Source organism: Microbacterium sp. UBA1097 (assembly GCF_002313585.1).
In the GTDB taxonomy this organism is placed as follows: Bacteria; Actinomycetota; Actinomycetes; order Actinomycetales; family Microbacteriaceae; genus Microbacterium.
This window is the reverse complement of sequence record NZ_DCBW01000035.1, coordinates 19,755-42,094: the sequence shown is the minus strand read 5'-3', so window position 1 is coordinate 42,094 and position 22,340 is coordinate 19,755. Positions and strand designations below refer to the sequence as shown.

General features: G+C 68.5%; 26 protein-coding genes and 2 pseudogenes. 12 read left to right on the top strand and 16 right to left on the bottom strand.

What is annotated here, in order from left to right; genetic code table 11:
- Nucleotides 1-73 precede the first annotated feature (73 nt).
- Nucleotides 74-286, top strand: coding sequence for a hypothetical protein (locus B4F19_RS08330; protein WP_292734090.1), 213 nt, complete (start codon nt 74-76; stop codon nt 284-286).
- A gap of 104 nt (nt 287-390) precedes the next feature.
- Here the strand turns inward: B4F19_RS08330 and B4F19_RS08325 are convergent, their stop codons facing one another.
- From B4F19_RS08325 to B4F19_RS08315, 3 genes are all read right to left on the bottom strand, one after another.
- The gene (locus B4F19_RS08325) at nt 391-1,113 is read right to left on the bottom strand and encodes a hypothetical protein (RefSeq protein ID WP_228179533.1); all 723 of its coding nucleotides are present in this window, start codon (nt 1,111-1,113) and stop codon (nt 391-393) included.
- Nucleotides 1,110-1,595, bottom strand: a complete 486-nt coding sequence (locus tag B4F19_RS08320) for a hypothetical protein (protein WP_228179532.1) — start codon at nt 1,593-1,595, stop codon at nt 1,110-1,112. The genes B4F19_RS08325 and B4F19_RS08320 overlap by 4 nt, the downstream gene beginning before the upstream one ends.
- A 147-nt stretch (nt 1,596-1,742) precedes the next feature.
- A complete protein-coding gene (locus tag B4F19_RS08315) occupies nt 1,743-2,402 on the bottom strand; it encodes an NUDIX hydrolase (protein WP_228178683.1) in 660 nt (219 codons plus the stop codon).
- 270 nt (nt 2,403-2,672) lie between these two features.
- Here B4F19_RS08315 and B4F19_RS08310 point away from each other — a divergent pair, with 270 nt between their 5' ends.
- Nucleotides 2,673-2,963, top strand: a complete 291-nt coding sequence (locus tag B4F19_RS08310; protein WP_292734087.1) for a hypothetical protein — start codon at nt 2,673-2,675, stop codon at nt 2,961-2,963.
- A 25-nt stretch (nt 2,964-2,988) separates the two neighbouring features.
- Here the strand turns inward: B4F19_RS08310 and B4F19_RS08305 are convergent, their stop codons facing one another.
- Nucleotides 2,989-3,273, bottom strand: a complete 285-nt coding sequence (locus B4F19_RS08305; protein WP_228178670.1) for a hypothetical protein — start codon at nt 3,271-3,273, stop codon at nt 2,989-2,991.
- 3 nt (nt 3,274-3,276) lie between these two features.
- On the opposite strand from B4F19_RS08305, the gene B4F19_RS08300 reads away from it, so the two are divergent.
- Nucleotides 3,277-3,432, top strand: coding sequence for a hypothetical protein (locus B4F19_RS08300; RefSeq protein ID WP_292734085.1), 156 nt, complete (start codon nt 3,277-3,279; stop codon nt 3,430-3,432).
- Here the strand turns inward: B4F19_RS08300 and B4F19_RS08295 are convergent.
- From B4F19_RS08295 to B4F19_RS08285, 3 genes are all read right to left on the bottom strand, one after another.
- Nucleotides 3,408-4,025: a GyrI-like domain-containing protein gene (locus B4F19_RS08295; RefSeq protein ID WP_292734084.1), complete on the bottom strand. Its 618-nt coding sequence runs from the start codon at nt 4,023-4,025 to the stop codon at nt 3,408-3,410. The two genes, B4F19_RS08300 and B4F19_RS08295, sit on opposite strands and share 25 nt — an antisense overlap.
- Nucleotides 4,022-5,698 (bottom strand): MFS transporter, encoded by a 1,677-nt coding sequence (locus B4F19_RS08290; protein ID WP_292734081.1) that lies wholly within the window; start codon nt 5,696-5,698, stop codon nt 4,022-4,024. The genes B4F19_RS08295 and B4F19_RS08290 overlap by 4 nt, the downstream gene beginning before the upstream one ends.
- Nucleotides 5,699-6,288: 590 nt before the next feature.
- On the bottom strand, nt 6,289-8,274 hold the full coding sequence (locus tag B4F19_RS08285; RefSeq protein ID WP_292734078.1) for an NHL repeat-containing protein: 1,986 nt from the start codon (nt 8,272-8,274) through the stop codon (nt 6,289-6,291).
- A gap of 253 nt (nt 8,275-8,527) precedes the next feature.
- Between B4F19_RS08285 and B4F19_RS08280 the strand changes: the two genes are divergently transcribed.
- Nucleotides 8,528-8,980, top strand: a complete 453-nt coding sequence (locus B4F19_RS08280) for a hypothetical protein (protein WP_228178666.1) — start codon at nt 8,528-8,530, stop codon at nt 8,978-8,980.
- A 430-nt stretch (nt 8,981-9,410) separates the two neighbouring features.
- On the opposite strand, the gene B4F19_RS08270 is transcribed toward B4F19_RS08280, so the two are convergent.
- Both B4F19_RS08270 and B4F19_RS08265 read right to left on the bottom strand, forming a co-directional pair.
- Nucleotides 9,411-9,836, bottom strand: coding sequence for a TIGR02611 family protein (locus B4F19_RS08270; protein WP_292734074.1), 426 nt, complete (start codon nt 9,834-9,836; stop codon nt 9,411-9,413).
- 55 nt (nt 9,837-9,891) lie between these two features.
- A complete protein-coding gene (locus tag B4F19_RS08265; RefSeq protein WP_228178664.1) occupies nt 9,892-10,584 on the bottom strand; it encodes an HNH endonuclease family protein in 693 nt (230 codons plus the stop codon).
- A 3-nt stretch (nt 10,585-10,587) separates the two neighbouring features.
- On the opposite strand from B4F19_RS08265, the gene B4F19_RS08260 reads away from it, so the two are divergent.
- Complete coding sequence (locus tag B4F19_RS08260; RefSeq protein ID WP_292728077.1) at nt 10,588-11,400, top strand: YoaK family protein; 813 nt, start codon at nt 10,588-10,590, stop codon at nt 11,398-11,400.
- 15 nt (nt 11,401-11,415) lie between these two features.
- On the opposite strand, the gene B4F19_RS08255 is transcribed toward B4F19_RS08260, so the two are convergent.
- Both B4F19_RS08255 and B4F19_RS08250 read right to left on the bottom strand, forming a co-directional pair.
- Nucleotides 11,416-12,594, bottom strand: a complete 1,179-nt coding sequence (locus tag B4F19_RS08255) for a PQQ-dependent sugar dehydrogenase (protein WP_292734070.1) — start codon at nt 12,592-12,594, stop codon at nt 11,416-11,418.
- Nucleotides 12,591-12,776, bottom strand: a complete 186-nt coding sequence (locus tag B4F19_RS08250) for a hypothetical protein (protein ID WP_228178661.1) — start codon at nt 12,774-12,776, stop codon at nt 12,591-12,593. Before B4F19_RS08250 ends, B4F19_RS08255 begins: the two co-directional genes overlap by 4 nt.
- Before the next feature lie 132 nt (nt 12,777-12,908).
- Here B4F19_RS08250 and B4F19_RS08245 point away from each other — a divergent pair, with 132 nt between their 5' ends.
- Nucleotides 12,909-14,126 carry an FxLYD domain-containing protein gene (locus B4F19_RS08245; protein WP_292734067.1) on the top strand — a complete coding sequence of 406 codons (1,218 nt, stop codon included), beginning with the start codon at nt 12,909-12,911 and terminating at the stop codon, nt 14,124-14,126.
- A gap of 43 nt (nt 14,127-14,169) precedes the next feature.
- Here the strand turns inward: B4F19_RS08245 and B4F19_RS15890 are convergent.
- Nucleotides 14,170-14,849: pseudogene (locus tag B4F19_RS15890) on the bottom strand (hypothetical protein).
- A 96-nt stretch (nt 14,850-14,945) separates the two neighbouring features.
- Entirely contained in the window at nt 14,946-15,407 is a 462-nt protein-coding gene (locus B4F19_RS08230; RefSeq protein ID WP_228178659.1) for a hypothetical protein, read from the bottom strand.
- 123 nt (nt 15,408-15,530) lie between these two features.
- Here B4F19_RS08230 and B4F19_RS08225 point away from each other — a divergent pair, with 123 nt between their 5' ends.
- The 5 genes and pseudogenes from B4F19_RS08225 to B4F19_RS08210 all read left to right on the top strand — a co-directional run bounded on the left by B4F19_RS08225 (nt 15,531) and on the right by B4F19_RS08210 (nt 20,146).
- Nucleotides 15,531-16,100, top strand: coding sequence for a GNAT family N-acetyltransferase (locus B4F19_RS08225; protein ID WP_292734059.1), 570 nt, complete (start codon nt 15,531-15,533; stop codon nt 16,098-16,100).
- 28 nt (nt 16,101-16,128) lie between these two features.
- Entirely contained in the window at nt 16,129-17,169 is a 1,041-nt protein-coding gene (locus tag B4F19_RS08220) for an LLM class flavin-dependent oxidoreductase (protein ID WP_228178657.1), read from the top strand.
- Nucleotides 17,170-17,235: 66 nt separating this feature from the next.
- Nucleotides 17,236-17,640: pseudogene (locus B4F19_RS15795) on the top strand (NAD-dependent epimerase/dehydratase family protein); the annotation flags it as partial.
- Nucleotides 17,639-17,968: a hypothetical protein gene (locus B4F19_RS15790; protein WP_349675947.1), complete on the top strand. Its 330-nt coding sequence runs from the start codon at nt 17,639-17,641 to the stop codon at nt 17,966-17,968. The pseudogene B4F19_RS15795 and the gene B4F19_RS15790, both read left to right, overlap by 2 nt.
- Nucleotides 17,969-18,079: 111 nt before the next feature.
- The gene (locus tag B4F19_RS08210; protein ID WP_292734056.1) at nt 18,080-20,146 is read left to right on the top strand and encodes an ATP-binding protein; all 2,067 of its coding nucleotides are present in this window, start codon (nt 18,080-18,082) and stop codon (nt 20,144-20,146) included.
- Here the strand turns inward: B4F19_RS08210 and B4F19_RS08205 are convergent.
- On the bottom strand, nt 20,143-20,709 hold the full coding sequence (locus B4F19_RS08205; protein WP_292734053.1) for a ribonuclease H family protein: 567 nt from the start codon (nt 20,707-20,709) through the stop codon (nt 20,143-20,145). The two genes, B4F19_RS08210 and B4F19_RS08205, sit on opposite strands and share 4 nt — an antisense overlap.
- A gap of 63 nt (nt 20,710-20,772) precedes the next feature.
- Entirely contained in the window at nt 20,773-21,456 is a 684-nt protein-coding gene (locus B4F19_RS08200; RefSeq protein WP_228178654.1) for a hypothetical protein, read from the bottom strand.
- Between the two features lie 129 nt (nt 21,457-21,585).
- On the opposite strand from B4F19_RS08200, the gene B4F19_RS08195 reads away from it, so the two are divergent.
- The gene (locus B4F19_RS08195) at nt 21,586-22,059 is read left to right on the top strand and encodes a hypothetical protein (RefSeq protein WP_292734051.1); all 474 of its coding nucleotides are present in this window, start codon (nt 21,586-21,588) and stop codon (nt 22,057-22,059) included.
- 27 nt (nt 22,060-22,086) lie between these two features.
- On the opposite strand, the gene B4F19_RS08190 is transcribed toward B4F19_RS08195, so the two are convergent.
- Nucleotides 22,087-22,340 (bottom strand): response regulator transcription factor (locus B4F19_RS08190; RefSeq protein WP_292734049.1); only part of this gene is annotated, 254 nt, incomplete at its 5' end.

Here is a 22,340-nt window from a genome sequence, read left to right as displayed (position 1 = left end):
GACCGAATGAAGGGGGCGGCCCACGACCCCCGAGGTCCACACCCTCGTCGCGACGGGACTCTCGTCAGGACGCGTGTTCTCGACACCGATCACGATCACCGCATCCGGATCATCCAGCGGCGGCGGAGCGTCAGTACTGGCCGAAGGCGGAATGGATGCCGACGCCCTGCAACTGGTCGGCCTCAGCGCCCTCTTCGGCACGACGCTCGTCGCCGGCGGTGTTGCGCTGATGCTGCGTCGCCGCCACCTCACGGACACCGGGCACGTCACCAGTCCGCGGCACTGAGCACGCGGCGCGCGGCACATGGCGCCGAGTTCGGCATCCGTCGAGGTGAGGGCTACGGCGACGGGCCGGGACGTCGCCGTAGCCCTCCCGCGCCGTCCGCGGACTCACCCGCGCGGCAGGAAATCCGCCGAGAGCGATCCCCCGTCGCCGGTCGCGGTCGTGGTCATCACCTCGGGGCCGCACACGACCTCGAGTCGTCCGGTCCACGCTTCGGGCGCGAGTTCCGAGGGGTCAGGAGCGTATGTGACCCCTCCCGCGGTGATCGACACCGCCGAGGCCATCTGCGCCTGATCCTGGGCGACGAGGTCGTACGCGGATGCCGACGCCGCAGCCCACGCACCGGTCTCGACGCCGTCGTGGGAGATCGTCTGGACGAACGATGAACCATCGGTCGACCCTGTCATGACGTACTCGGACGATCGAGCCGTGATCACATAGGTGCCGTCACGGTTCCAGTCCAGCCACAGCTCGCCTGTGACGTGCACCTCGGCCCCCGGGATCTCGGCGCGCATCATCTCCCCCAGAGCCGCGGCCCATGACTCGTTGTCCATGACCCACCGGCCGACGGGGCAGGTGCCGGCAGCGCCGAGCTGTGATGAGGACGCGGAGCCCTCCCCCGAACTCGCCGCGCCCTCACCTGCCCCGGAACCGTCCGAGCCGCCCGCGCCGGCACCATCGATCGCGAGCAACGTATCGGTCGGCGAGGGTGTCGGCGCACTGCTGCCGTCACACGCGCTCGCGAGAGCGGCGATGCTGAGCAGCGCAATGGCGGTGCCGGCAGCTCGCGCGGCACCTGTGACACCTCTGGCACCTGCCCCGAGCATCACGGCGTCGCGACCACGCTGACGTTGAGCGCGCCGTCAGAGGACAGATCCCAAATCAGGCTCACCGTCCACGTGCCGTTGTCCCACGTCGATTGCGCATAGTCGCCAGCGGTCATCTCATAGGTCTGGGCGAATCCGGCGCTCTCCAGAGCGCCGACGACACTGTCCAGCGTCGTCTCGTCGACACCGGTGTACGTGAGGTTCCAGGCTCCCGCCATCGCCACCGATGACTCGAGGGCGCCGGTCGACGGCAGCGGGACCTCGCCGGGGAAATCGTCGGGCACTTCGGTTCCCGCCGTGATCGTCATCTCGCCGTCTTCGCTCTCGACGGTCACGCTCCCGTCACCGTCGCTGTCGATCGAGACGCCGGTCTGATCCTCGATGAACTGCTCGATCGGGTTCGTGCACGAGGAGAGCACGAGAGATGCGGCGAACAGGGTCGCGACAGTGGCTGTGGCTGCGAGTGCGCGGCTGCGACGGAACATGGAGATCTCCTTAGACCAGTCAGGGACCCACCCAGCATCGAGTGGCTTCCCCCTCACTGCAATGAGTAAGAACTACTCACAGGCCGGGGCGCGGCGCCGACGCCAGCCGCGTCACAGCAGCAGCACCGCCTGCCGGGACCGGTTCGCCTAGGGCAACAGATTCGGGATCGCGAGCCGGCGCATCCGATCCCACGGCTCGGTCCATCCCAGGCGGTCGAACAAGCCGTCCAGCAGCATGGCGGTGAACCCCCAGACCAGGTGCTCGCCGGTCTCGGTGCGCACCTGAAACGCGGGGGCGCGGTGTCTGCGAGGGCCGCGATCGATGACTGTGCATCCGCGGTTCGCGGGATCGAGCAGGTCGGCGACCGGCGCACGGAAGACCGCCGCCGACTCGGCCACATCGACAGCGCGCACCGGCGACGGCTCGCGCCACCACCCCAAGACAGGGGTCACGCGATGAGAGGAGTACGGCAAGGGCACCTCGGCGAGGGTGCCCAGAACATCGACTCCGTCCGGGTCCAGTCCCGTTTCTTCCTGGGCTTCGCGTAGCGCAGCGGCGACGGGACCGGAATCGTCCGGCTCCAGACGACCCCCGGGAAAGGCGACCTGGCCCGCGTGCGAACGCAGCGTCGTCGCCCGCGCCAACAACAGCACGTCGAGATCCCGCGAGACGGCTGCAGCACTCGCCCGGTGGGCGCTCGGCGCGTCATCCAGAACCCCGAACAGGATGAGGACGGCAGCGGGTCTCGCATCGGGGTCATCGGGAAGCCCGAGCAGCGCAGCCAGGCTGTCGCGGCGCGCGGCCATCGGGTCGGTCGACACGAGCTGAAGAAGCTGCCGGCGTGCGTCCTGATGCCCGGCGGAGGCAGCCGCAGCGAGCCGGGCCCCGGGCGTGGCGCCCACCGGCCCCGCCGCGTCACGGGAGTCGCGTGTCATCCGTCCAGGCTACGACGGGCGACCCTCGACCTGGCGGAGGCTGGTACATTTCCCGCGTCGGGAGCGGATGTCGTCGTCGACGCGCAGGATGAGACAGAGCGACCGCGCGAGTTCGCCACCGGTCACGCGGACTGCCTGCGCGTGAACCCGTGGTCACCGCTCTGCAACAACTGGAGTGCGGAGGCGAACCTCGCTGCTGCCGAAGCGACCCTCGCCGACCTCGAGGCCGACATGGATCTCGCCTTTGCACGAGCTGCGGTCGTCCGCATCCCCTCTGACGCGGCGCGCGCAGACGCCGACGCAGCCTTCGCGGCGGCAGCCGGCGTCGGGACTGCCGCGGTGGCGGCAGCCACTGCCACGCTCGGTCTCTCGATCCTGACCGCGCACCGGGCGCGGCCGGTCGGATCCTGGCGCGGTGGCGAGCGTCAGTGACCGACTCGATCACTGACCGGCGCGGTCAGCGCCCCTCTGTCGAGCTCCATCCCGAGAGCCGGCGCTGCTCGAACGCCTCGAGGAGAATGTCGAGAGCGAAACGGAACTCCGCATCCGCGTCGCAGCCGCCCGCGGCGCCCGGGGCCGTCAGCGCCATCCGCACGATATGGGGAAAGGATGCCGAAAGCGATGCCAGCGCGGCTTCCTCCGATGCAGCGACCGACACGCCGTCGGACGCGGCCTCCGATGTCGACGGGGTCGGAAGAACATCGTGGGTGAATCCCCACATCCGGGTGCTCAGCGTGTGCATCGCATGATCGGCCCGGCAGCCGCCTACACCTTCGCCGGCCTACGCACACTCGAGGCCGCGATCATCGGCGCAGGCCGAGTCGGCGCCGGTCGCGTGATCGCCACGGGTCCGGCAGTATTCCTGCCGGACCTCCGTCAGTCGATCGCGCGCACCGGCTGACGCAGGATCGTCCTCAGCTTCTCGGGGGCGACCCGTCGCGGATCACTGAGATAGACCTCGTGGTGCGGCCCGTTGAACGTGAGGTCCTGCGCCGGCATCAGCTCCGCATGCAGGCGCCGAAGCGTCGGGGTCTCCGCATCGTACGAACCCACGTGCAGGATCTGGAGCGACAGCCCCTCCTCGATCGTGCGCGCAGCGACCCTGTCGATCGGCAGCTCGGGCTTCTTCCGGGCTGCGGTGTCGAGTCCGACACGGATGTCGGCATCCGTCACTGCCGGCGGCAACGGGATCAGCATCGTCCAGTCCCACGCATCCTTGCGGCGCTCGGCGAAGCTCGACGGGTCGTCGCTGGACCACAACCCCTCGAGCGGACCGACGACGAAGTCGTCACCCGAGCGGGCCCGGAAGGCGAACTTGATGGCATACCCCGACGCATAGAGAGCACTCACGGCATCCGTGTACTCGGCTGCCGTGTTGGGGTCGCCGTGACCGCCGATGGCCAGATAGGTCAGGGGTGGCACCGTCACGCGCACGAAATCGTGGGACCCGGGCGCGTACAGATCCTTCCGGTCCTTCTTGAGGTCGTACTTCATCCTTGCCCTCCCGTGCGGGCATCGGATGCCGAGACCGCCGCACCCGTCGACCGTGCCGCAGCACGGCGAACGACGAGAGCACCCACGAATCCGAGCAGCAGGAACACCGTCGCCACGAGAAGTGACCAACGTGTGGCATCCGCGAAGCCGTTCGAAAGCGCCGTCACCGCCGCCGCAGTCTGGTCACCGAGCGGACTGCTCGTCCCCTCGGCACGCAACTGACTGATCGTCGTTCCCGCGGACTGCCGGGTCGTGTCGGCGAGCTGAGTCGCACTCGACCCCGTGATGCCGGCATCAGTCAGCGCGGCCGGCAGCGTGAGCGCGAGGGCGACCGCCAGCGCCGCACCCGCGAAGGCCGTACCGAGGGCCGACCCGACCTGCCGAACCGTGCTCTGGGTTGCCGACCCCTGCCCTGAGACATCGACGGGCACGTCCTGCAGCACCGTCCCGGTCAACTGGGCGGACGCAAGCCCGAGCCCCAGACCGTAGACGACCAACGGGATCGCGACGATCCACCCCGAGCTGGAGCCGGTGATGAGCAGAGCGAGGACGGCGACCCCGACCACCTCGAGCCCGAGTCCGATCAGCACGGTTCCGGGCGAGCCGAAGCGCGCCGCCAGGTGCCTCGCCGATGCGCCCGAGAAGAACGCGCCGAGCGCCATCGCGGCCAGGACCAGCCCCGCGCCCATGACATCCAGGCCGAGCGCATTCACGAGATACAGGGGCAGCACGAAGATGATCGCGAACTCCCCCACTGCCACCATGGCTGCCGTGACGTTTCCCCAGGTGAAGGTCGGGAGGCGAAAGAGATTCAGATCGAGGATCGCGGAACGGCGCACCTTCTCGCGGTGACGCTCCCACACCACGAACAGCACGAGCGCCACGACAGCGACCGCGAAGGCGATCGGTACCACCGACACCGGAGCATCCGCCGGCCACTGCCATCCGAAGACCGAGAACTCGCCTGTCGGTGCCCACCAGCCCAACTGCGGCCCCTCGATGACAGCGAACACGAGTGCGCCGAAGCCGATCGCGCTCAGCAGCGCGCCGTCGACATCCGCTCCGGGCCGCCCCTTCGCGCCCTTCGTCTCGGGCACCGTGAGCAGGCCCGCGATGAAGACCGCAGCCCCGAGGGGAATGTTCACCAGGAAGATCCAGTGCCACGAGGCCCACTGGGTGAGGGCGCCGCCGGCCAACGGACCGATGGCAGCGGCTCCCGAGATCACCGCACCCCACACCCCGAACGCCGCGCCCCGGTACTTGCCGCGGAACATCGCATTCACGGTCGAGAGCGTCGACGGCATGATCAGAGCGGCACCGATCGCCTGCACGGCGCGCGCCGCGATGAGCGGCCCCGCGGCATCCGCCATCGCCGCCAGGATGCTGCCGCCGACGAAGACGACAAGCCCCACCTGGAACAGGAGCTTGCGCCCCCACCTGTCTGCGAGCTTGCCCGTCGACAGCAAGAGCGCGGCCAGCAGAACCGCGTAGAGGCTGTTGACCCACTGCGCGTCGGTGAGGTCCAGCCCGATGTCGGCGATGATCACAGGGAGGGCGACGCCGACGATCGTGCCGTCGAGGACGATCAGCCCGAGCCCCGTCGACAGCACCGCGAGGGCCAGCCACTCGCGACGTGTCGGTGGTGTCACGCGAAGGTCCGTGCTGGTGCTCACGATCCGAGCCTGACACAGACCCCCTCGCCGAACCCACACCTTCTTGGGCCCGATCGCGCGAGCCCATCCTGCCGAACCCACACCTTCCCGCGCGAACCCACACGTTTCGGTGGTCAGAACGTGTGGGTTCGGCACGGATGCTGTGGGCTCGCGCCCAAGGGTGGGCTCGCGCGTCAGAGGGGGCTGCGGGGGCGGGCAGGGCAACGACCCCCGACCTACCGAGATACAGCGGTTTCGGGGGCGTGCCGTCGATTCGGGGACCTGACGGTTACCCCAGGGCACGTCGTTGTGGGTCGAAAAACATAACATCCGCGGGATGCCCCGCGCAAGCATCCGCCTCATCCCTTCATGCCTGCTGGATGCCCCTGGTCGCCCCGGACCACCGCCGAACCCACACCTAACTCGGGAACCCACACGATCCTTCGGCAGAAAGCTGTGGGCTCGGTACGGATGCTGTGGGTTCGTCCCCCATGCACCGCTCAGGGACAACTCGGCTGAAGGAGGGACAACTCGGCTGGAAGAGGGACAACTCGGCTGAAGGAGGGACAACTCGGCTGGAAGAGGGACAACTCAGCCGGAGGAGGGACAACTCAGCCGGAGAAGGGGGGGACCTCGACGGGGGCGGCGAGACCGACGAAGGCGACGATCTGGTGACCGCCGGGGTTCGTCTGCAGCGGAACCTCTTCCCAGTTGTTGGCGATCCACAGGTTGCCCGACGGGTCGACGATCAGTCCCGTGTTGCGGACGAGGCCGTCGAACGCGTACCCGGCATCCGGCGAGATCGGGTCACCCGTCGACAGGCTGCCGGGGCAAGTGTCGGGCGAGGTCCCGCAGAACGCCGACACGCGCTGGTCGGAGAAATTCGCGACCCAGACGTTCCCGTTGCCATCGGTCGTGATGCCCCACGGCCGGGTGATCCCGCCACCGCTGAAGGGGCCCGACACCGTCTGCCCGTCGGCGTCGATGAGCGCGATCGAACCGGTCGGCCCCGACGAGATCGGCCGCGTCGGGCACGGGAGGGTCGTGGAGCCGGAGTTGGCGACCCATACGTTGCCCTCCGGGTCGGAGGCAACACCCATCGGCAACACGAACTCATCCCCTGCAAGCGGCGCGTCACCCACGAGCGTGCCGTCGTAGTTGAAGACCGCCACCGAGCTGCTCGCGATGCCGCTCACGAAGACGTGCTGCCCGGTGTCGACAACACCGAACGCCTGGTCGAGACCGACATCCAGGGTCATCGCCTGCTCGGGATCGCCCCCGGGATACACGGTGACCGTGCCGGTCTGGCAATTCGCGTTCCACACGTCTCCCGCGGCAGTGACGTCCATGCCTTGCGGCCACGCCAGCTCACCGGCGGTGAACCCGGTCACCGGCGGTGAGAGCGGCTCGCCCTCGATCGAGAAGAGCGACACACTGTTGTGCGGCGGCTGCTCGGTGCATCCTTCGCCGGCGAAACCGAAGTTGCTCACCCACAGCTGACCCGACGGATCGAAGGCGATGCCGAAGCCCGAACCACTCAGCCCGCCTCCCGTGTACTTGCCGACCATCTCGCCGCCGGGCGCGAACTTCAACAGCAGGTCACTGCCACACGTGGGGTCCTGCGGGTCGGCACCGTACTCGTAGTTGTTGTTGACCCAGATGTTTCCGTCGGGGTCGATGGCGAAGTTACCCGGACCGTCGAGGGTCTGCCCGTCGCCGTCGAAGCGAAGCGCGAGGGTCCAGGCGGCAGGGGCCGCCATCAGACCCGGGCGGTCTCCCGCCACAGTCAGCGACAGGTCGTACAGTGCGGATGCGGCAGCGCTGGGGTCGCGCGCGATCTGAGCGAAAGCACGGAACGTATCGACGGACCGCTGATCCGACCGAGCGCTCGCGGCGTCGACAAGGGCGCGGCACGCGTCAGCATCCACGACGCACGCACTGAGGATGTTGGTGAGCGAGGTGAACGTCGGAAGCGCCTCGGTCTGCGTGCCGTTGGGCGCAGAGGTCAGCACCGCCCCGTAATCACCGGTGGACGCGTCCACGAGGTTCGTGTACATCGCGGCGGCATTGGGAAGGCCCGGCGCAGAACCTTCGACGCCGTCCGGACCGGTGAACTGCGCGAGCGCATAGCCGGCTGCAATGGTCGTGCGTTCGTTGAGGACGACAGCTGTGGCATCCGCGGGGATGATGGCGGCGAAGGTCGCGGTCATCGTCGTGTCGTCACCGCCGGGGGCGGTCGCGAGCAGGTAGACCAGATCGTCGCCCCGCGAGACGGAACCGAGATCGACGACGAACTCACCGTCGCGATCGGATGACGTCGACCCGATCTGCGACGCCGGCTCGCCCTCCGCACCAGCCGACCATGCCGAGACCTCCCAGCCGGATACTGCTGCCCCGTCGACGACGGGAACGACGGCACCGCTCACGGCGGATGCCTCACCATCGGGCTCGGCAGGTGCCCAGCAGCCTGCCAGCGCGAGCACGGATGCCGTCACGAGCGCGACGGCGCCGATGCTGCGCCGCCCCGGGGATCGGGTGCTCGTTCGGTCGTCGGACTCGGTCGGGTGGGGCTGGTCTTGGCGCACAACGTTCCGCATCGAATTCACTCCGTCAGGTGTCTGGGTCCGGTCGTCGGGTCCGTCCCACGCGGCAGGTTAGCAGCGCCCGGTGGCCGGCGTGGGCGAGGTTCAGGTCGAGATTCGGTCACGAATCCCTCTGTGTTTTCGCTGACCGCTCCCCGCCGCGGCCCTCTCGCTCCGGGCAGCCACGCGGGTCGAGTAGGAATCGAGAAGCGCCCGACCGCAGCAGCCCGTACCTTCGATGTCAGCGGCACCAGAAAGGACCCCACGAATGGCCGACAAGCGTGACACCTCAACGGATGGCTTCAGCGACGCAGAACGTGAGGCGATGAAACAGCGCGCCGCCGAGCTGCGCGAGCAGGCCGCCGGCGGCACAGGCTCGGCGAAGAAGGAGAAGGAAGCGCGGGCCTGCGTGGATGCGATCGCCGCACTGAACGGCACAGACAAGGCGGTCGCGGAGCTGCTTCACCGGATCGTGCGGGAAGAGGCACCGCACCTGGACCCCAAGACCTGGTACGGGTTCCCCTCGTACGCGCGAGACGGCAAGGTCGTCGTGTTCTATCAGCCCGCGTCGAAGTTCGACACCCGCTACGGCAGCGTCGGCTTCAACGAGGACGCCCTGCTCGATGACGGCGCGATGTGGGCCACAGCCTTCGCCGTCGTCGAGGTCACCGACGAGGTCGAGGCGACCCTGCGTGATCTCGTCCACCGCGCCGCCGGCTGACGCAGCGCAAGACCGGTGGCCGTCTCGCCAACGCCGGTGGAACGCACGCGCCGCGTCGATGCGTGATTGGCGTGCGCGTTTCGTGACGCTGCCGCGGGAGGAGGGCGCTACGGTCAATCCCATGGCTGCCCCACGCACCCGCCGTGCCCGCGTTGCGCGCCGCCGCGCCCGACGTGTCGCAGCATCGGGAAGCGACCTCACCGACGCCGAATGGATACTCATCCGCGATGCGTGGGGGCGGTGCGCGTACTGCGGACGCGCGGGTCTCGCCCTCCAGAAGGACTGCGTGCTTCCGATCTCGCGCGGCGGCCGCTCGACAACGTGGTTCCGGCCTGCGGCAGCTGCAACGCGAGCAAGTGCAACGCAGAAGTCACGAGCTGGATGCGTCGACGGCGGCTCGACGAGCGGGCGTTCCTCCTCGCCTGGGCTCTTATTCTGCGCGAGCTTCGCGAGCGGTACGAGCCGCGCGACGCTGACGCCACCACTGCCAGAACCGGTCCAGCATCCGCTTGACCCAGCCCGACAGCCGGCGCGCCCAGTGGAACTCGGTGCCGAGCACCGCGAGCCCGAGGAACACGATCAGCCAGCCCGGTCCCGGCAGGGGAACGAGTACGAGTCCACCGAGGGCCATGATCGTCCCGACCACGGCGACGCCGACACGGTAGGCGATCTCGACCCGCGGATGCCTCGCAACCCACGCGCGCGCTGTGCGCAGCATCCGTCTGATCGGGCGGTCCTCGCGCTCGGCGTCCGCGATCTCGGCACGGATATCCTGCTCCAGCGCCGTGGACCCGTCGCGCCCGGTCGGGGCGTCCAGATCGGGCATGGTGCGTGCCGAACCAGAGATGGGGGGCATGGCGACGACGCTAACAAGCGAACTCGCGAGGTCCCTGGGTACCGCGTCAACGGGGTCAGCAGCGCGTCAGGGCTGAGCGCGCCGCCTCCCGATCGGGGCCGGTGATCCCGAGGTCGTAGGCATCGACGACGCTCACCCAGGCGATCACATATCCGCACACGGATGCCGCAGCCGGCGGCATCCACTCGGCCGGGCCCGAGTCGCTCTTGGCGGAGTTGATCTCATCCGCCGTCACCACCAGGTTCGCCGGGTCGTTCGCGAAGACGAGGCGCTCGGCATCCGACCACCGATCAGCGCCGTGGCGCCACGCCCACGCCAATGCGACGATGTGGTCGATCTGCACGAGAGGGGACGTCTGCTCCCCGGACGTGAAGCTCTCGGTGTGCCCGTCGTAGGGATCGACGAGCACCCCCTCGAGGACCTTGCACTCGCCACTCCCCTCGCGAAAGACCACCGCCGACAGGTCACGGGCGAGGACATCGTTGCGGGTGTCGCACCCGTTGCCGTCGACGTCGGCCCAGCGCTCTCCGAACAGATCACGCTGGTATGGCGCGTCCACTACCCCCGAGACCGTCGGCAGCCGCGACAGCATCTCCTGCGCCGACGCGGCATCGATCGCCGGCGCAGTCACCGGGTTCCGCCGCGCCTCCGCGCCCGGCCGAGAGGCCGCGCTCCAGCTGATCACCGCGATGACGACGACCCCCGCCAGAGCGGCGAGAATCCCGAGCACGATCACCGCTCGTCTCACAGGGTGTCCGCCGGTTCTTCCACGCCCTCGACTCTAGGTCTGCCGACAGACATCGCCGGCCACGAGCCGGATCGACGGGCCGATACTCTGGGGCAGGTCGGTGTGGAGGAATGCGCCGCCGGAAGGGTCGTCGTGGTCAGGTCGCTCACGCGTTTCCGGCTGGCCATCGCCGTTGCACTCGCGATCCTCGCCGGATACATCGACGGCATCGCCTTCGTCTACCTCGGCGGATACTTCGTCTCGTTCATGAGCGGCAACACCACCCAGTCGGGGGTCGAGCTGGCAGGCGGGGACCTCGCCGCCGCGGGCTTCGGGTTCCTGGTGATCCTGGGCTTCGTGCTCGGGGTGATGGGTGGCACGATCGTCAGCTCCCCCGGTCGCGATCGCGGCGGGATCATCCTCGTCGGCGTCGCCGGCGTCATCGCGATCGGCGCCCTCCTCTCGGGTGCGCCGCCGGTCGACCCGAACGCCCTCACCGGCGCAGCACTCATGGGGGTTGCCCCCACAGCCGTCTGCCTCTCGTTCGCGATGGGGGCCGTCAACACCGTCTTCAGCGGACGCGGTGAACCCTCGTTCGGCATCACCTACATGACCGGAGCCCTGGTGAAGATCGGCGAGGGGATCGTCGGCGCGTTCCGCGGTGGCGATCGCACGAGCTGGCTGCGCTATCTGGCGCTCTGGCTCGGGATCGCCGTCGGCGCCGTCGGCGGCGCCGCCGTCTACGCGACCGTGGGGTCGCCGGCGCTCTGGGTCGGCGTCATCGCGGCGGTCGTCCTGGCCGGCATCCTCGTCGCCGCGCGCCCGCGTCCGGCCTGAGAGGAACGCCGCGGATCAGGGGGCTGCTTCGACGATCTGAACACTCAGGAGGCGATCGTCGTCGCCCGACGGGGAGCCTCGACCGTCGGTGTTGTTCGTGAGCAGCAGCAGCTCGTCTCCGTCGATCACCGCGTCACGGATGCGGCCGAACTCCCCGACCCACAGGGGTTGCGGGTCGCTCAGGGCACCGCTCGCGTCGACGTCGACCTGCCAGACGCGTTCACCCCGCAGCGCGGCGACGAACAGGGTGCTACCGGCGGCGGCCAGTCCGCTGGGGCTTGCCTCGTCCGTCGTCCACGTGACCACCGGATCGATGTACGCCGGGTCTCCGGCCGGGCCCTCGTGCACCGGCCAGCCGTAGTTCCCGCCCGCGACGATGCGGTTGATCTCGTCGGTCGCGTTCTGCCCGAACTCGGTCGCCCACATCGTGCCGTCGGCGGTCCACGCAAGACCCTGCACGTTCCGGTGACCGAGGGAGTACACGGCATTGCCGAACGGATTGGACTGCGCGGGTATCCCGTCCACTCCGACGCGCAGGATCTTCCCCGCCAGCGACGCGGGGTCCTGCGAGGCCCCGGTGTTTCCCGCATCCCCGGTGGCGATGTAGAGGTACCCGTCGGGGCCGAACGCGATGCGTCCGCCGTTGTGGTTCCCCGCCCTCGGGATCCCCTCGAGCACCACCTCTGCCGGGCCGAGGCTGCGTTCTCCCGGCTCACCCACAAGCGGCATCCGGATGACGCGATTGTCGCTCCAGCTCGTCAGGTACGCGTAGAGCCAGGGTTCGGCATCCGTCTCGAGGACGGCGAGACCGAGCAGACCCCCCTCTCCGCCGACGTTCACGTCCGGGACGGTGCCGATCGTGCGGGTCGACCCGCTCGCGTCGACCTCGAGCACCGCGCCGCCGCGCAGACTCACGATCCGGGTGCCGTCGGCGAACGGGACGATCGACCACGGCACCCGCAGCGACCCCGCCAGCGCGGCCGGCGCACCAGCCGTGCGCCACAGGGCGGTCTCGGCGGACACGGTCGCGGTCGGACTGGATTCAGCGACGAGAGGGCTACGGGCATCGGCGGTGGCGGAGGGAGAGGTAGAGGTAACGGGTCCAGCGCCGCCGACGCACGCGGTCAGGGTGAGCGTGGCCGCCATCGCTCCCCCACCGAGGGCAGCGATCCGAAGCCGGCGACGCACGGTCATTCTGAGGACGACGACCTCGCGAACACCGCGTGCAAGACGAAGTAGACGACGACGGCGACGACGGCGACCACCGCGAGCTTGAGGATGAGCATCGCCACACCCCACAGCAGTTCCACGAGCAGCCAGGCGATCACGATCGCGGCGATGACTCCGAGGACGGTCCAGAGAGTGCCTTTGTTCATGGTCCCAGCCTACGAAGCCCTCACTCTCGCGGCGCGGGAAATGCGCTTTTGCCCCGCAGGCCAGGCCGCTAACGTCAGTACTGCGGCGGGGGAATGCCGCGGCGCTCAGCGTCGAGTGAAGGGGAGAGACCGATGTCGAACGACACACCCGCCGGCCTGGAAGAACCGCAGAACCCGGCGCCGGACGCAGCCGAACCACCCGTGGCGCCGGCACCGGAGCCCGCTGCCGCGCCCGAACCGCCCGCCGCCGTGCCCGCGGCACCGCCGGCGTACGCGCCACCGGCTGGGTATCCCACGGCCCCAACGACACCGTATGGAGCTCCGCCCGCCGCTCCGGTCTATGGGGCCGCACCCGGGGCGCCCGGCTACGGCGTTGCTCCGGGCGCTCCCGGCTATCCGCCGGCAGGCTACGGCGTCCCGCCGGCACCGCCGAAGGCCCCTGACACCCGGCCCAAGACGCTCGCGATCATCGCCCTGATCCTCGCGATCGTCGGTGTCGTGATGGCATTCATCCCGTTCGTGAACTGGATCGCCGGGCTCGTCCTGCTCGCGGCGTTCATCATCGCCCTCATCGCCCTCATCAGCAAGAAGCAGGGCGGCACCGGCATGAGCATCACAGCCCTCATCCTCTCGGTCGTCGGCGGGATCATCTCGGTTGTCATGATCGCGCTGTCGTTCCTGTGGATCGGCGGCGCCGTCCTGAACGACGCGATACAGGACGAGATCGCGCAGGAGACGATCGCGCCCGAAGACGACGAGCCCGCGGATGACGTCACGACCGCCCAGGACATCGTGATCACCGACGGGTCGTTCGGCCGGTACGAGTTCGATCCCGAGACGTGGTGGTACGTCGTGATGTTCGAGAACCCCAACCAGGACTACATCTTCGACTTCGCGAGCATCGATGTCGAGGCGATCGGCGCGGACGGCACGATCCTCGACACCTCGAACGAGTACCGCGTCATCTTGTCGGGTGAGGCCGCGCTCGTCGGCGACTTCTACGAGGTCGGGGCCGGCGAGATCGTCGACCTCAACGTCATCGGCCCGACCGCTGCCGACGCGATCCTCTCCCCCTTCGCCGAGACCGGTGAGTTCACGCTCGGCGACCTCGCCGCGACATCCGATGACGTCTCGACAACCGTGACCGGCACGGTCAGCGGGGACTTCGAGGAAGACCAGGAACTCGTGCAGATCACCGTGGTCGCCCGGGACACCTCGGGCCAGATCATCGGCGGGGCATGGACCTATGTCGACCGCTTGCCCAGCGACGGCACGAAGGTGCAGTTCGAGGCGACCTTCTGGGATCCCCTCCCCGAGGGCACGGTCTTCGAAGCATTCGCCTCCCTGTAGGTCTGATACCGAGCTCCGAGGGTCAGCTGACTCCGGGCACGGGTCACCCCAGCTCGAACGTCGTGATGCCGAAGACCTCGTCGATCGGGAGGTCGAGGGGCTCGCCACGGTACATGCGGGCCATCTCGAACACCGGGCGCATCCCGAGGCTCTCCGCCAGCTGCACGGCCTCCGCGTTGACGGTGCGTGGATCGAGGAAGATCGCCGCCCCGGGCGCCACGCCCTGGACGAGGCCCTCGATCAGCTGCGCCGCGGTGGCGGCATCCTTCGCGAACAGCGGCCGACCTTGAATCCATCTCGGCACGGTCGGATGACCCCGTACCCCGCGACGTCGCCGACGGTCCCGTCGCCTGCCGTTCCGTCGTCTGAACCACGGACGGCGACCAAGGCGCGGTGGCTGGAGTCGGTGGTCCAGGCACGGAGGAAATCGCTGCGCTTCGCGCCGAAGTGCGCGGCGTCGTAGCGCTCCAGAGCCGAAGGATCGACATCCGCTGCCGGCACGAGCGTGATGCTCCGCCGCCCGTTCGTCGCGACCACCCGCAGCGGAGCGACCCCCGCGTACCGGACGTTGCGGTGGGCGAGGACGAACCCCGACCTGCTGTAGTTGTGCTGCTGATCGACCACACCGTCCAGGCCGACGGTACGGACGTCGGCCAGGTGATCGAGCCCGGCATCCGAAAGACCCGGATTCCAGCCCTCGCGGGCTGCCCACTCCACGGGCATCGCCATCTCATCGAGACGGAGGGGACGGATCTCGAACGTCACAGTGCTGTCCTCACAATGGCTGCCCTCACAATGGCTGTCCTCACAAAGCGCCGCTCACCAGCCCACCATCGCGAGACCGATCACGCCGGCGAGCACCCCGAGGAACACGACCAGGTCCGTCCACGTCGCCACCTGCTCGGCGAGCTTCTTGCCCGGCTTCGCGATGTGTCGCACCCCGGCCAACAGGAGGAACAGGGCGCCGGGAACGGCCAGGAGCACTCCCCAGCTGGGCAGGAACGGAATCGCGAGCGCGGTCAGTCCCATGCCGAGGTTCGCGTAGCCGAGTTCCTGCACCACCTGGTTCGCGTCGGTCGCGTCGATCTCCAGGATCTTGCGGGTGCGGTCGGGCTTCATGATCTGGCTGAGTCCTGCCAGCCCGAGACGGATGCCGACGCCCCAGAACCCCCACCACAGCCCGAAGACGAGCCACGGATTCCCGCCGGCGACGAGCAGCTGGATGCCGCCCGAGACAAGCGGCAGGATCAGCGTCTGCAGCAGGATGATGAGCACGTACATGGGCACACTCCGGGTCACGCGCCGTGATCGGCCGCGCCCCTGCGGCGATCGTGCGGCGATGACGCTCACGATAGCGACTCCGGCGACTCGCGGTGGGCATTGAGGCCGCGGGAGAATACGAGCATGATCCGACGCGCCGGACCCGCCGATGCCGCCGCTCTGCACGAGCTGGCCGCCGCGACCTTCCCCCTGGCCTGCCCGCCCGGTTCGACCGCCGAGGACCAGCGCCGCTTCATCGACGATAACCTCAGCGAAGCATCCTTCAGCTCCTACCTGAGCGACCCCGGCCGCGTGCTGTTCGTTGACGTGGATCCCGCGGGGCGGCTGGTCGGCTACACGATGCTCGTCGCTGCCCCACCGACGGATGCCGACGTTCGCGCCGCACTCGGCCTCAATGCACCGACCCCAGACTGGAGCGTCAGCGAGCTTTCGAAGTGCTACGCGCTCCCGGGCGCCCATGGCACCGGCATCGCAGCGGGGCTCCTCCGAGCCACCGCCGAGGAGGCAATCACCCGCGGCGCGACCCGGATGTGGCTCGGCGTGAATCAGGAGAACGCTCGCGCACAGCGCTTCTACGCCAAGCAGGGTTTCGTGCGGATCGGCACGAAGCGCTTCCAGGTCGGGGATCGCCTCGAGCACGACTACGTCCTCGCTCTCGACCTCGCTCTCACCTCGGTCCATTCACCGGAATAGAAACCACCCCTCGAAGGTTGACACCGACATGCAGCGATTCGGAACCCTGTCCTTCGGCCACTACGGCCCCCTCGGCGGCGGACACATCCTCACTGCGCAGGACTCGATGCTCCAGGCAATCGATCTGGCCCAGGGCATGGATGATCTCGGCGTCAACGGCGCGTACTTCCGTGTGCACCACTTCGCGAGGCAGCAGTCGTCTCCCATGCCGCTGCTCGCCGCCATCGCAGCGCGCACGCAACGCATCGAGGTCGGCACCGGCGTCATCGACATGCGCTACGAGAACCCCCTGTATCTGGCCGAAGAAGCGGCATCCGTCGATCTCATCAGCGACGGTCGACTCGCTCTCGGCGTCAGCCGGGGGTCACCCGAGACCGTCGTCCGCGGCTACGAAGCGTTCGGCTACACCGGTTCGACCGATCCCCGCGGTGCGGACATCGCCCGTGAGCACTTCGACCTGTTCTTGAAGGCGGTCGAGGGTGCCGGACTTGCCGAGCGCGACGCCATGAGCCCGTTCGGCGGCGGCTCCGGGATGCAGCGCATCGAACCGCACTCCCCCGGGCTGCGCTCGCGCATCTGGTGGGGTGCCGGAAACCGCGACTCCGCCGAGTGGGCGGGACGGATGGGTGTCAACCTCATGTCCTCGACCCTGCTCACCGAGGATCGCGGCCTTCCCTTCGATGAGCTTCAGGCACAGCAGATCGACGCGTTCCGCGAAGCCTGGCGCGGCGCAGGTCACGCTGGCGAACCGCGCGTGTCGGTCAGCCGCAGCATCTTCCCGATCACGACAGCCGAAGACGAGATGTACTTCGGGGGTCGTCAGGACGGCGACGGCGTCGGCTACATCGACGGGATGCGCTCGACGTTCGGGAAGACCTACGCAGGTGCTCCCGATGTGCTCGTCGATCAGCTAATGGCGGATGCCGCCGTGCAGTCGGCCGACACCCTGATGCTCACGATCCCCAGCCAGCTCGGGGTTGCGTTCAACCTGCGAATCGTCGAGGCCTTCGCGACCCACGTGGCGCCGGCCCTGGGCTGGAAGTCGACGCGGGACACCGTCACTGCCTGACTCAGCGCGGTAAGCCCGCAGCGAACCAACACACATCGATCGGTCCGTCTCTGGTTGGCTGACGACGTGACTCGGGTGCTGGTGCTGGGCGGCACCGCCTGGTTGGGAGCGCGGGTCGCCCGGGCGTGGCACGAGCAGGGCGCTGAGGTCGTGTGCCTTGCCCGAGGGAGCGCGGGATCCGCTCCCCCGGGCGTGCGCCTCGTCCGCGCCGACCGCACGCAGCCCTCGGCGTACGACGAAGTGACCGGCCCGTGGGATGAGGTGATCGAGCTCTCGTACGCGCCCGAACTCGTGACCGGCGCACTTCGGGCGCTCTCACACGACGCCGCCCACTGGACCCTCGTCTCGAGCGTTTCCGTCTATGCGCGAAACGACGAGCCGGATGCCGATGAATCGGCTGACCTCGTGGACCCGCGCGACCTTTCTCAGTATGCGGATGCGAAGGTCGCCGCCGAGCGGGCGACGGTGGATGCCATCGGGGATCGGCTGTTCATCGCCCGGCCTGGGCTCATCGTCGGGCCCGGCGATCCCTCTGACCGGTTCGGATATTGGCTACTGGGCGGGCCCGCGGTCGCTGCCACTGTGGCTGCCTGCCGCATACGCCGGGTTCGCCAGGCGGCGCGCCGACGCCTTCGGCTCCACCGGCGGGACAACCCGTCCACTCGCGATGACAGTGACCCGGACGCTCGAAGACGAGCTGAAGCGGGGTGTCGATCGCCCCCGGCGAGCGGGACTGACCCAGGCCGACGAGTTCGAGATCATTCGGACCATCATGGCTACGCGGAACGACACCGAGTAGACGCCCCGCCTGGACATCGGCTTCTTGCTCCGCCGGGCCGGATACCGAAAGCACCGGTGTGGGCCAGAGTGGGCTCCGCCGCTTCGAGCAGGAGCGGGGTAGGTTTTCTTCATGGTTGGCCGTCTCCTTGCGCCGCACAGCGCGCAAGGATCAGCGCCCGCGAAGGCGCTTCCCTGGTGGATGTGGATTCTCGCGGCCATCGCGATCTTCGTCCTCTCCCAGCTCAGCGTGCTGGTGACACCCCAGGGTGGCAGCGTCGCCGCATGGTGGCCCGCGGCCGGCGTGTCGGTGCTGTTCATCCTGTGGACGCCTCGGAGGCAGTGGTGGGCGTTCGTGCTGATGGTGGCGCTGGTCACCGGAGCGGCCAACGCTGTGGCCGGACGTCCTCTGGCCGTGTCTGTCTGCTTCGGCATCTCCAACGCCATCGAAACCGGCGTGTTCACCCTCCTCCTCCACTACCGGCTTCGACACCGTCTTGTCCTGGACCGGGTGAGCGGTGCCTGGCGGTTCACCCTCGCAACGATCGCGGCCTCCAGCGTCCTGGGGGTGTTGGTGGGAACGGTCCTCGCACAATCGGCTTCCGACGCAGCGCTCCTCGGTGCGCACGCCGCGGCATCGCACGCGGCGGCGATCCTTCTTCTCGCCCCCTTTGCGATCCTCCCGCCACACATCGGCCAGCCGACTCCGGCAGGCGAGATCGTCGCTCAAATACTTGTGCTCACCGGCATCCTCGTGGTGCTCGCAACCGTCGGCTCAGGGCTGCCGCTGACCTTCCTTCCGGTGGGAATCATCGCGTGGGCGGCATTCCGCTTCCCGATCCGAGCTGCCTACACCGAGACGCTCATCGCGAGCGTCATCGTCCTGGCACTGACGGTCCTCGGGCTCGGCCCCTTCGCGGGAGCGGGTCTGACTCCGGAGGTGTCCGCGCTTCTGACGATTCTCTTCATCTTCATGGTCGCCAGTACGAGCATGTTCATGTCGACAGCGAGCTACCAGTTGCGCACCGCCATCCGCTCCGCGCGGAGCACGACCGAGCTGGTCACGAGCGGCGTCGTCGACTCGCGGGTCGGCATTCTCGTCGTCGCGCAGGAAGGCGATGCCTGGAGAGTACTGCTGTCCAACACGGCATCCCGCACCATTGCCGGCTCTGAGATCGACGCGGACCGGCGATGGCGCGCGGGCCCGCTCCTGCGCGCCATGGCCGAGAGCCTGCGCGAGGGCCATCTCGTCACACACTCGACCCCCGACGGCCGCGTGATCAGCGTCGATGCGTCGAGAATCGCGGGGCTCGCCGAACGTGTGTCGGTCCAGTTCCTCGATGTCACCGAGAACGCCCGGGCGGTCGAGGTGAGGATCGCCGCAGAGCAAGACCGCGCAAGGGCACTCGCCGCACAGCTCGACCTTGAACGGCGCCAGATCGACTTCATCGCGACAGCAAGTCACGAGCTTCGCACGCCGATCACGAGTGTGACCGGATACTTGGAATTGGTCGAGGAGGCGGGCGAACTGCCCGCGCAGTCTCGAGAGTGGCTTGCGGTGGCCTCACGCAACGCCCACCGCCTGCAAGAGCTCATCGAAGACCTCCTGATCGCCGCCCGCGACAAACGCGCGCGCACCGCCTATCTTGACGTTGAGGTCATCCGCGTCGGGGATCTGATCACCGACGCGCTGAAACCGTTCGACGACATCGCGCGTGCCCGGGGCCTCACCGTCACAGTGAGCGCGCATGCCGGCACCGTGCGGGGGTCACGCCAACAACTCACCCGGGCACTGCGAAGCCTCATCTCCAACGCGGTGAAGTTCACACCCACGCACGGAACCATCCAGATCCTTGCCGAGGAAGAAGTGATCGCCGCATCCCAGGACGCGAAAACCCCGCTTGCCGGAGTTCGCATCGTCGTCTCCGACGACGGACCCGGCATCGAAGCGAAGGACCTTCCGCACGTCTCCGAGCGGTTCTACCGCACCGCCCACGCCGAGGCGACGAATACTGCCGGGTCGGGGCTGGGCCTGTCGATCGCCAAGGACCTCGCCGAAGCCAACGGGGGGCGCGTCGAGATCTCCTCCACGGTCGGGCACGGCGTCATCGCCAGCCTCGTGCTTCCTTCAGAGCCGGCCGATGCGGCAAGTGGACCGGTCGACCGAGCGCTCAGATCAGCCGGCACCCCTCCTGTCTAGCGGCGCGCGCGGTCGGCCGCAGAGCGGGGCGGATCAGTCGCGACATCGAGGCGATCCAGACCACGCAGCGACGTCCACACGAGCGCCTCACCCTTCGCCGCATGCTCGGAGGCGCGAACCGCCCGCTCGTCGGCCCAGCTGTTGAGGCGGTGGCCGCTGTGCCCGCGGACGTGCTCGAGTACGACGTCGGGCATCCCCGAGGCACGTCGCGCGTCGCGCGCTGCGATCAGACGCTCCAGGATGTCGCGGTTCGCGACGGGCTTCTTGGCGCTTGTCACCCAGCCGCGTCGACGGTGACCGTCCATCCACGAGGAGTAAGTGTCGATCGCGTACTTCGAGTCCGCCTGGATGATGAGCTCGGTGACATCCGCGTGATCGGTGATCGCGTAGAGCAACCCGAGCAACTCTCCGATGTTATTCGTGCCTTCGGGCAGGGACCCTGCGGCCCAGTTGCCGTCCTCACCGACCCACGCCCAGCCAGCCGGACCGGGGTTGCCCTTGCACGCTCCGTCGGTCGCGACGACGTAGCGGTCGGTCGGATGCGGCGCAGCGGGCTCAGGCACGCGTTACAGTCTCGCATTCTCGAGGCCGTGGCGTGAGGACATCACCCCGACGATCAGACTGACCTACGAGACCCGATCCCACTGCAGATCCACCGATCCGCTTCCCGTCTGATACGGCACGGTGAGTGTCGTCGACGTGCACGCGATCGTGCCGGCAGAACTGAGCATCGGGCTCGATTCGATGAGGCTGTTGGTCAGATCCCCGACGTCGAACGCTTGACCGTCTAGCTGGGCGTCGACAGTCAGCGAGCTGTCTGTCTCGGTGAGCACGAGAGTGCCACCCTCGACCTGCCAGGAGCCGGTGACTCCACCCGTGACCACCGCGCGAGGCTCGATCGTCACGGGACCGGCATTCACACTCAGCACGAATCCGTAGTCAGGCGCGTAGGAGTATCCTCCGTCGGCACCGAGTGTCAGGCCGATCGTCCCGAACGGCACGATCTCCAGCTCGGGGATCGACGCGGCGACGGCACTGTAGAACGCCGTCACCTGTATCTCATCCAGCACCCACTGGCCCGGGACGCAGTCGACAAGACCTGCCTCCGCTACATCGGTGCCCCCCGTCGATCCGCCGTCACCGGTTCCCGAACCATCGGTGTCGTCGGAACCGTCGACGCCGCTGGCCGCCGCGTCGAACGTCGGTGTGGGGCTCGGCTCGCCCAGTCCTCCACTGCAGCCGGTAAGAAGCGGAGCGCCCGCGATGAGAAGGAGTGCCGCGATCGCAGCGGGGCGTGAGACGCAGATCATGTGTACGAGAGTCGATCAGGGGTCTCGCCGTCGCAATGGGCAGTTGATGCCCATTGCGACAGTGCGCCCCCGACGGGAGACTCTCCTCGTCCGCCGTCCGGGAACCCGCCCCTCAGAATCGAGCAACCCATGAATCGCCCCGTCCTCATCGGCATCTCCGCAATCGTCGCCGGGATCGTTCTGGCCGGGTGCGCAGCCACATCCCCCTCGACATCCGCCGAGGAGGAATCGGCCGGCGAGGTCGTCGCCGTCGAGCAGGACTCCAGCGACCAGGAGGAAGCCGATGACGATGCGGATGACACCTCCGCCGTCGTGACAGTCGCATACCCCGAGGGGTGGCCCTCCGAGCTTCCCGTCCCCTCCTGCGACCTCGTGAGCGCCAGCACATACGGATCGGGATTCCCCGCATCCGGGGGGACCGCCGCTCTCGTGTTCAGCTGCGCCGACGGCGAGGGAGAGGGGTCGGCGCTGCTGGACACGATCCGCGGGCAGTACACCGCGACCTCCGATCTCGGTACCAGCGGCTTCTTCGAGGACGAGACGTGGCAGCTGCAGGTCGGGTACGACGCATCCGAGATCCGCTACAACGTGATCGCTCGATAGCCGACGCGGCTCGAGGTAGGGCACGACCTACGTCTGCCCGCCGGCGGTGGGGCGGCCGAGCTCGACCAGCACGTCCCGCAGCTCATCACGCGACGAGACGCCGAGCTTTCGGAACACCGAGTTCAGCTGATTGTTCACGGTCGACGGGGAAATCCCCAAAGCCTGCGCGATCTCTCGCGTCCGCTGCCGATCCGCGGCCCTGGCTGCGACGTCCAGTTCACGGCGGGACAGAACCGGGCTCTCGCGGCGACGACGCAGCGGCGCGTCGACCTCACTCGCCT

Excerpts from the sequence above, each read along its gene's own strand:
- B4F19_RS08200 (WP_228178654.1), bottom strand. The coding sequence starts at position 21,456 with ATGATCTGCGTCTCACGCCCCGCTGCGATCGCGGCACTCCTTCTCATC.
- B4F19_RS08255 (WP_292734070.1), bottom strand. The coding sequence starts at position 12,594 with ATGACCGTGCGTCGCCGGCTTCGGATCGCTGCCCTCGGTGGGGGAGCG.
- B4F19_RS08225 (WP_292734059.1), top strand. The coding sequence starts at position 15,531 with ATGATCCGACGCGCCGGACCCGCCGATGCCGCCGCTCTGCACGAGCTG.
- B4F19_RS08195 (WP_292734051.1), top strand. The coding sequence starts at position 21,586 with ATGAATCGCCCCGTCCTCATCGGCATCTCCGCAATCGTCGCCGGGATC.
- B4F19_RS08315 (WP_228178683.1), bottom strand. The coding sequence starts at position 2,402 with ATGGCCGCGCGCCGCGACAGCCTGGCTGCGCTGCTCGGGCTTCCCGAT.
- B4F19_RS08270 (WP_292734074.1), bottom strand. The coding sequence starts at position 9,836 with ATGCCCCCCATCTCTGGTTCGGCACGCACCATGCCCGATCTGGACGCC.
- B4F19_RS08250 (WP_228178661.1), bottom strand. The coding sequence starts at position 12,776 with ATGAACAAAGGCACTCTCTGGACCGTCCTCGGAGTCATCGCCGCGATC.
- B4F19_RS08210 (WP_292734056.1), top strand. The coding sequence starts at position 18,080 with ATGGTTGGCCGTCTCCTTGCGCCGCACAGCGCGCAAGGATCAGCGCCC.
- B4F19_RS08285 (WP_292734078.1), bottom strand. The coding sequence starts at position 8,274 with ATGCGGAACGTTGTGCGCCAAGACCAGCCCCACCCGACCGAGTCCGAC.
- B4F19_RS08300 (WP_292734085.1), top strand. The coding sequence starts at position 3,277 with ATGATCGGCCCGGCAGCCGCCTACACCTTCGCCGGCCTACGCACACTC.
- B4F19_RS08320 (WP_228179532.1), bottom strand. The coding sequence starts at position 1,595 with ATGTTCCGTCGCAGCCGCGCACTCGCAGCCACAGCCACTGTCGCGACC.
- B4F19_RS15790 (WP_349675947.1), top strand. The coding sequence starts at position 17,639 with ATGCCATCGGGGATCGGCTGTTCATCGCCCGGCCTGGGCTCATCGTCG.
- B4F19_RS08280 (WP_228178666.1), top strand. The coding sequence starts at position 8,528 with ATGGCCGACAAGCGTGACACCTCAACGGATGGCTTCAGCGACGCAGAA.
- B4F19_RS08220 (WP_228178657.1), top strand. The coding sequence starts at position 16,129 with ATGCAGCGATTCGGAACCCTGTCCTTCGGCCACTACGGCCCCCTCGGC.
- B4F19_RS08305 (WP_228178670.1), bottom strand. The coding sequence starts at position 3,273 with ATGCACACGCTGAGCACCCGGATGTGGGGATTCACCCACGATGTTCTT.
- B4F19_RS08295 (WP_292734084.1), bottom strand. The coding sequence starts at position 4,025 with ATGAAGTACGACCTCAAGAAGGACCGGAAGGATCTGTACGCGCCCGGG.
- B4F19_RS08230 (WP_228178659.1), bottom strand. The coding sequence starts at position 15,407 with ATGTACGTGCTCATCATCCTGCTGCAGACGCTGATCCTGCCGCTTGTC.
- B4F19_RS08245 (WP_292734067.1), top strand. The coding sequence starts at position 12,909 with ATGTCGAACGACACACCCGCCGGCCTGGAAGAACCGCAGAACCCGGCG.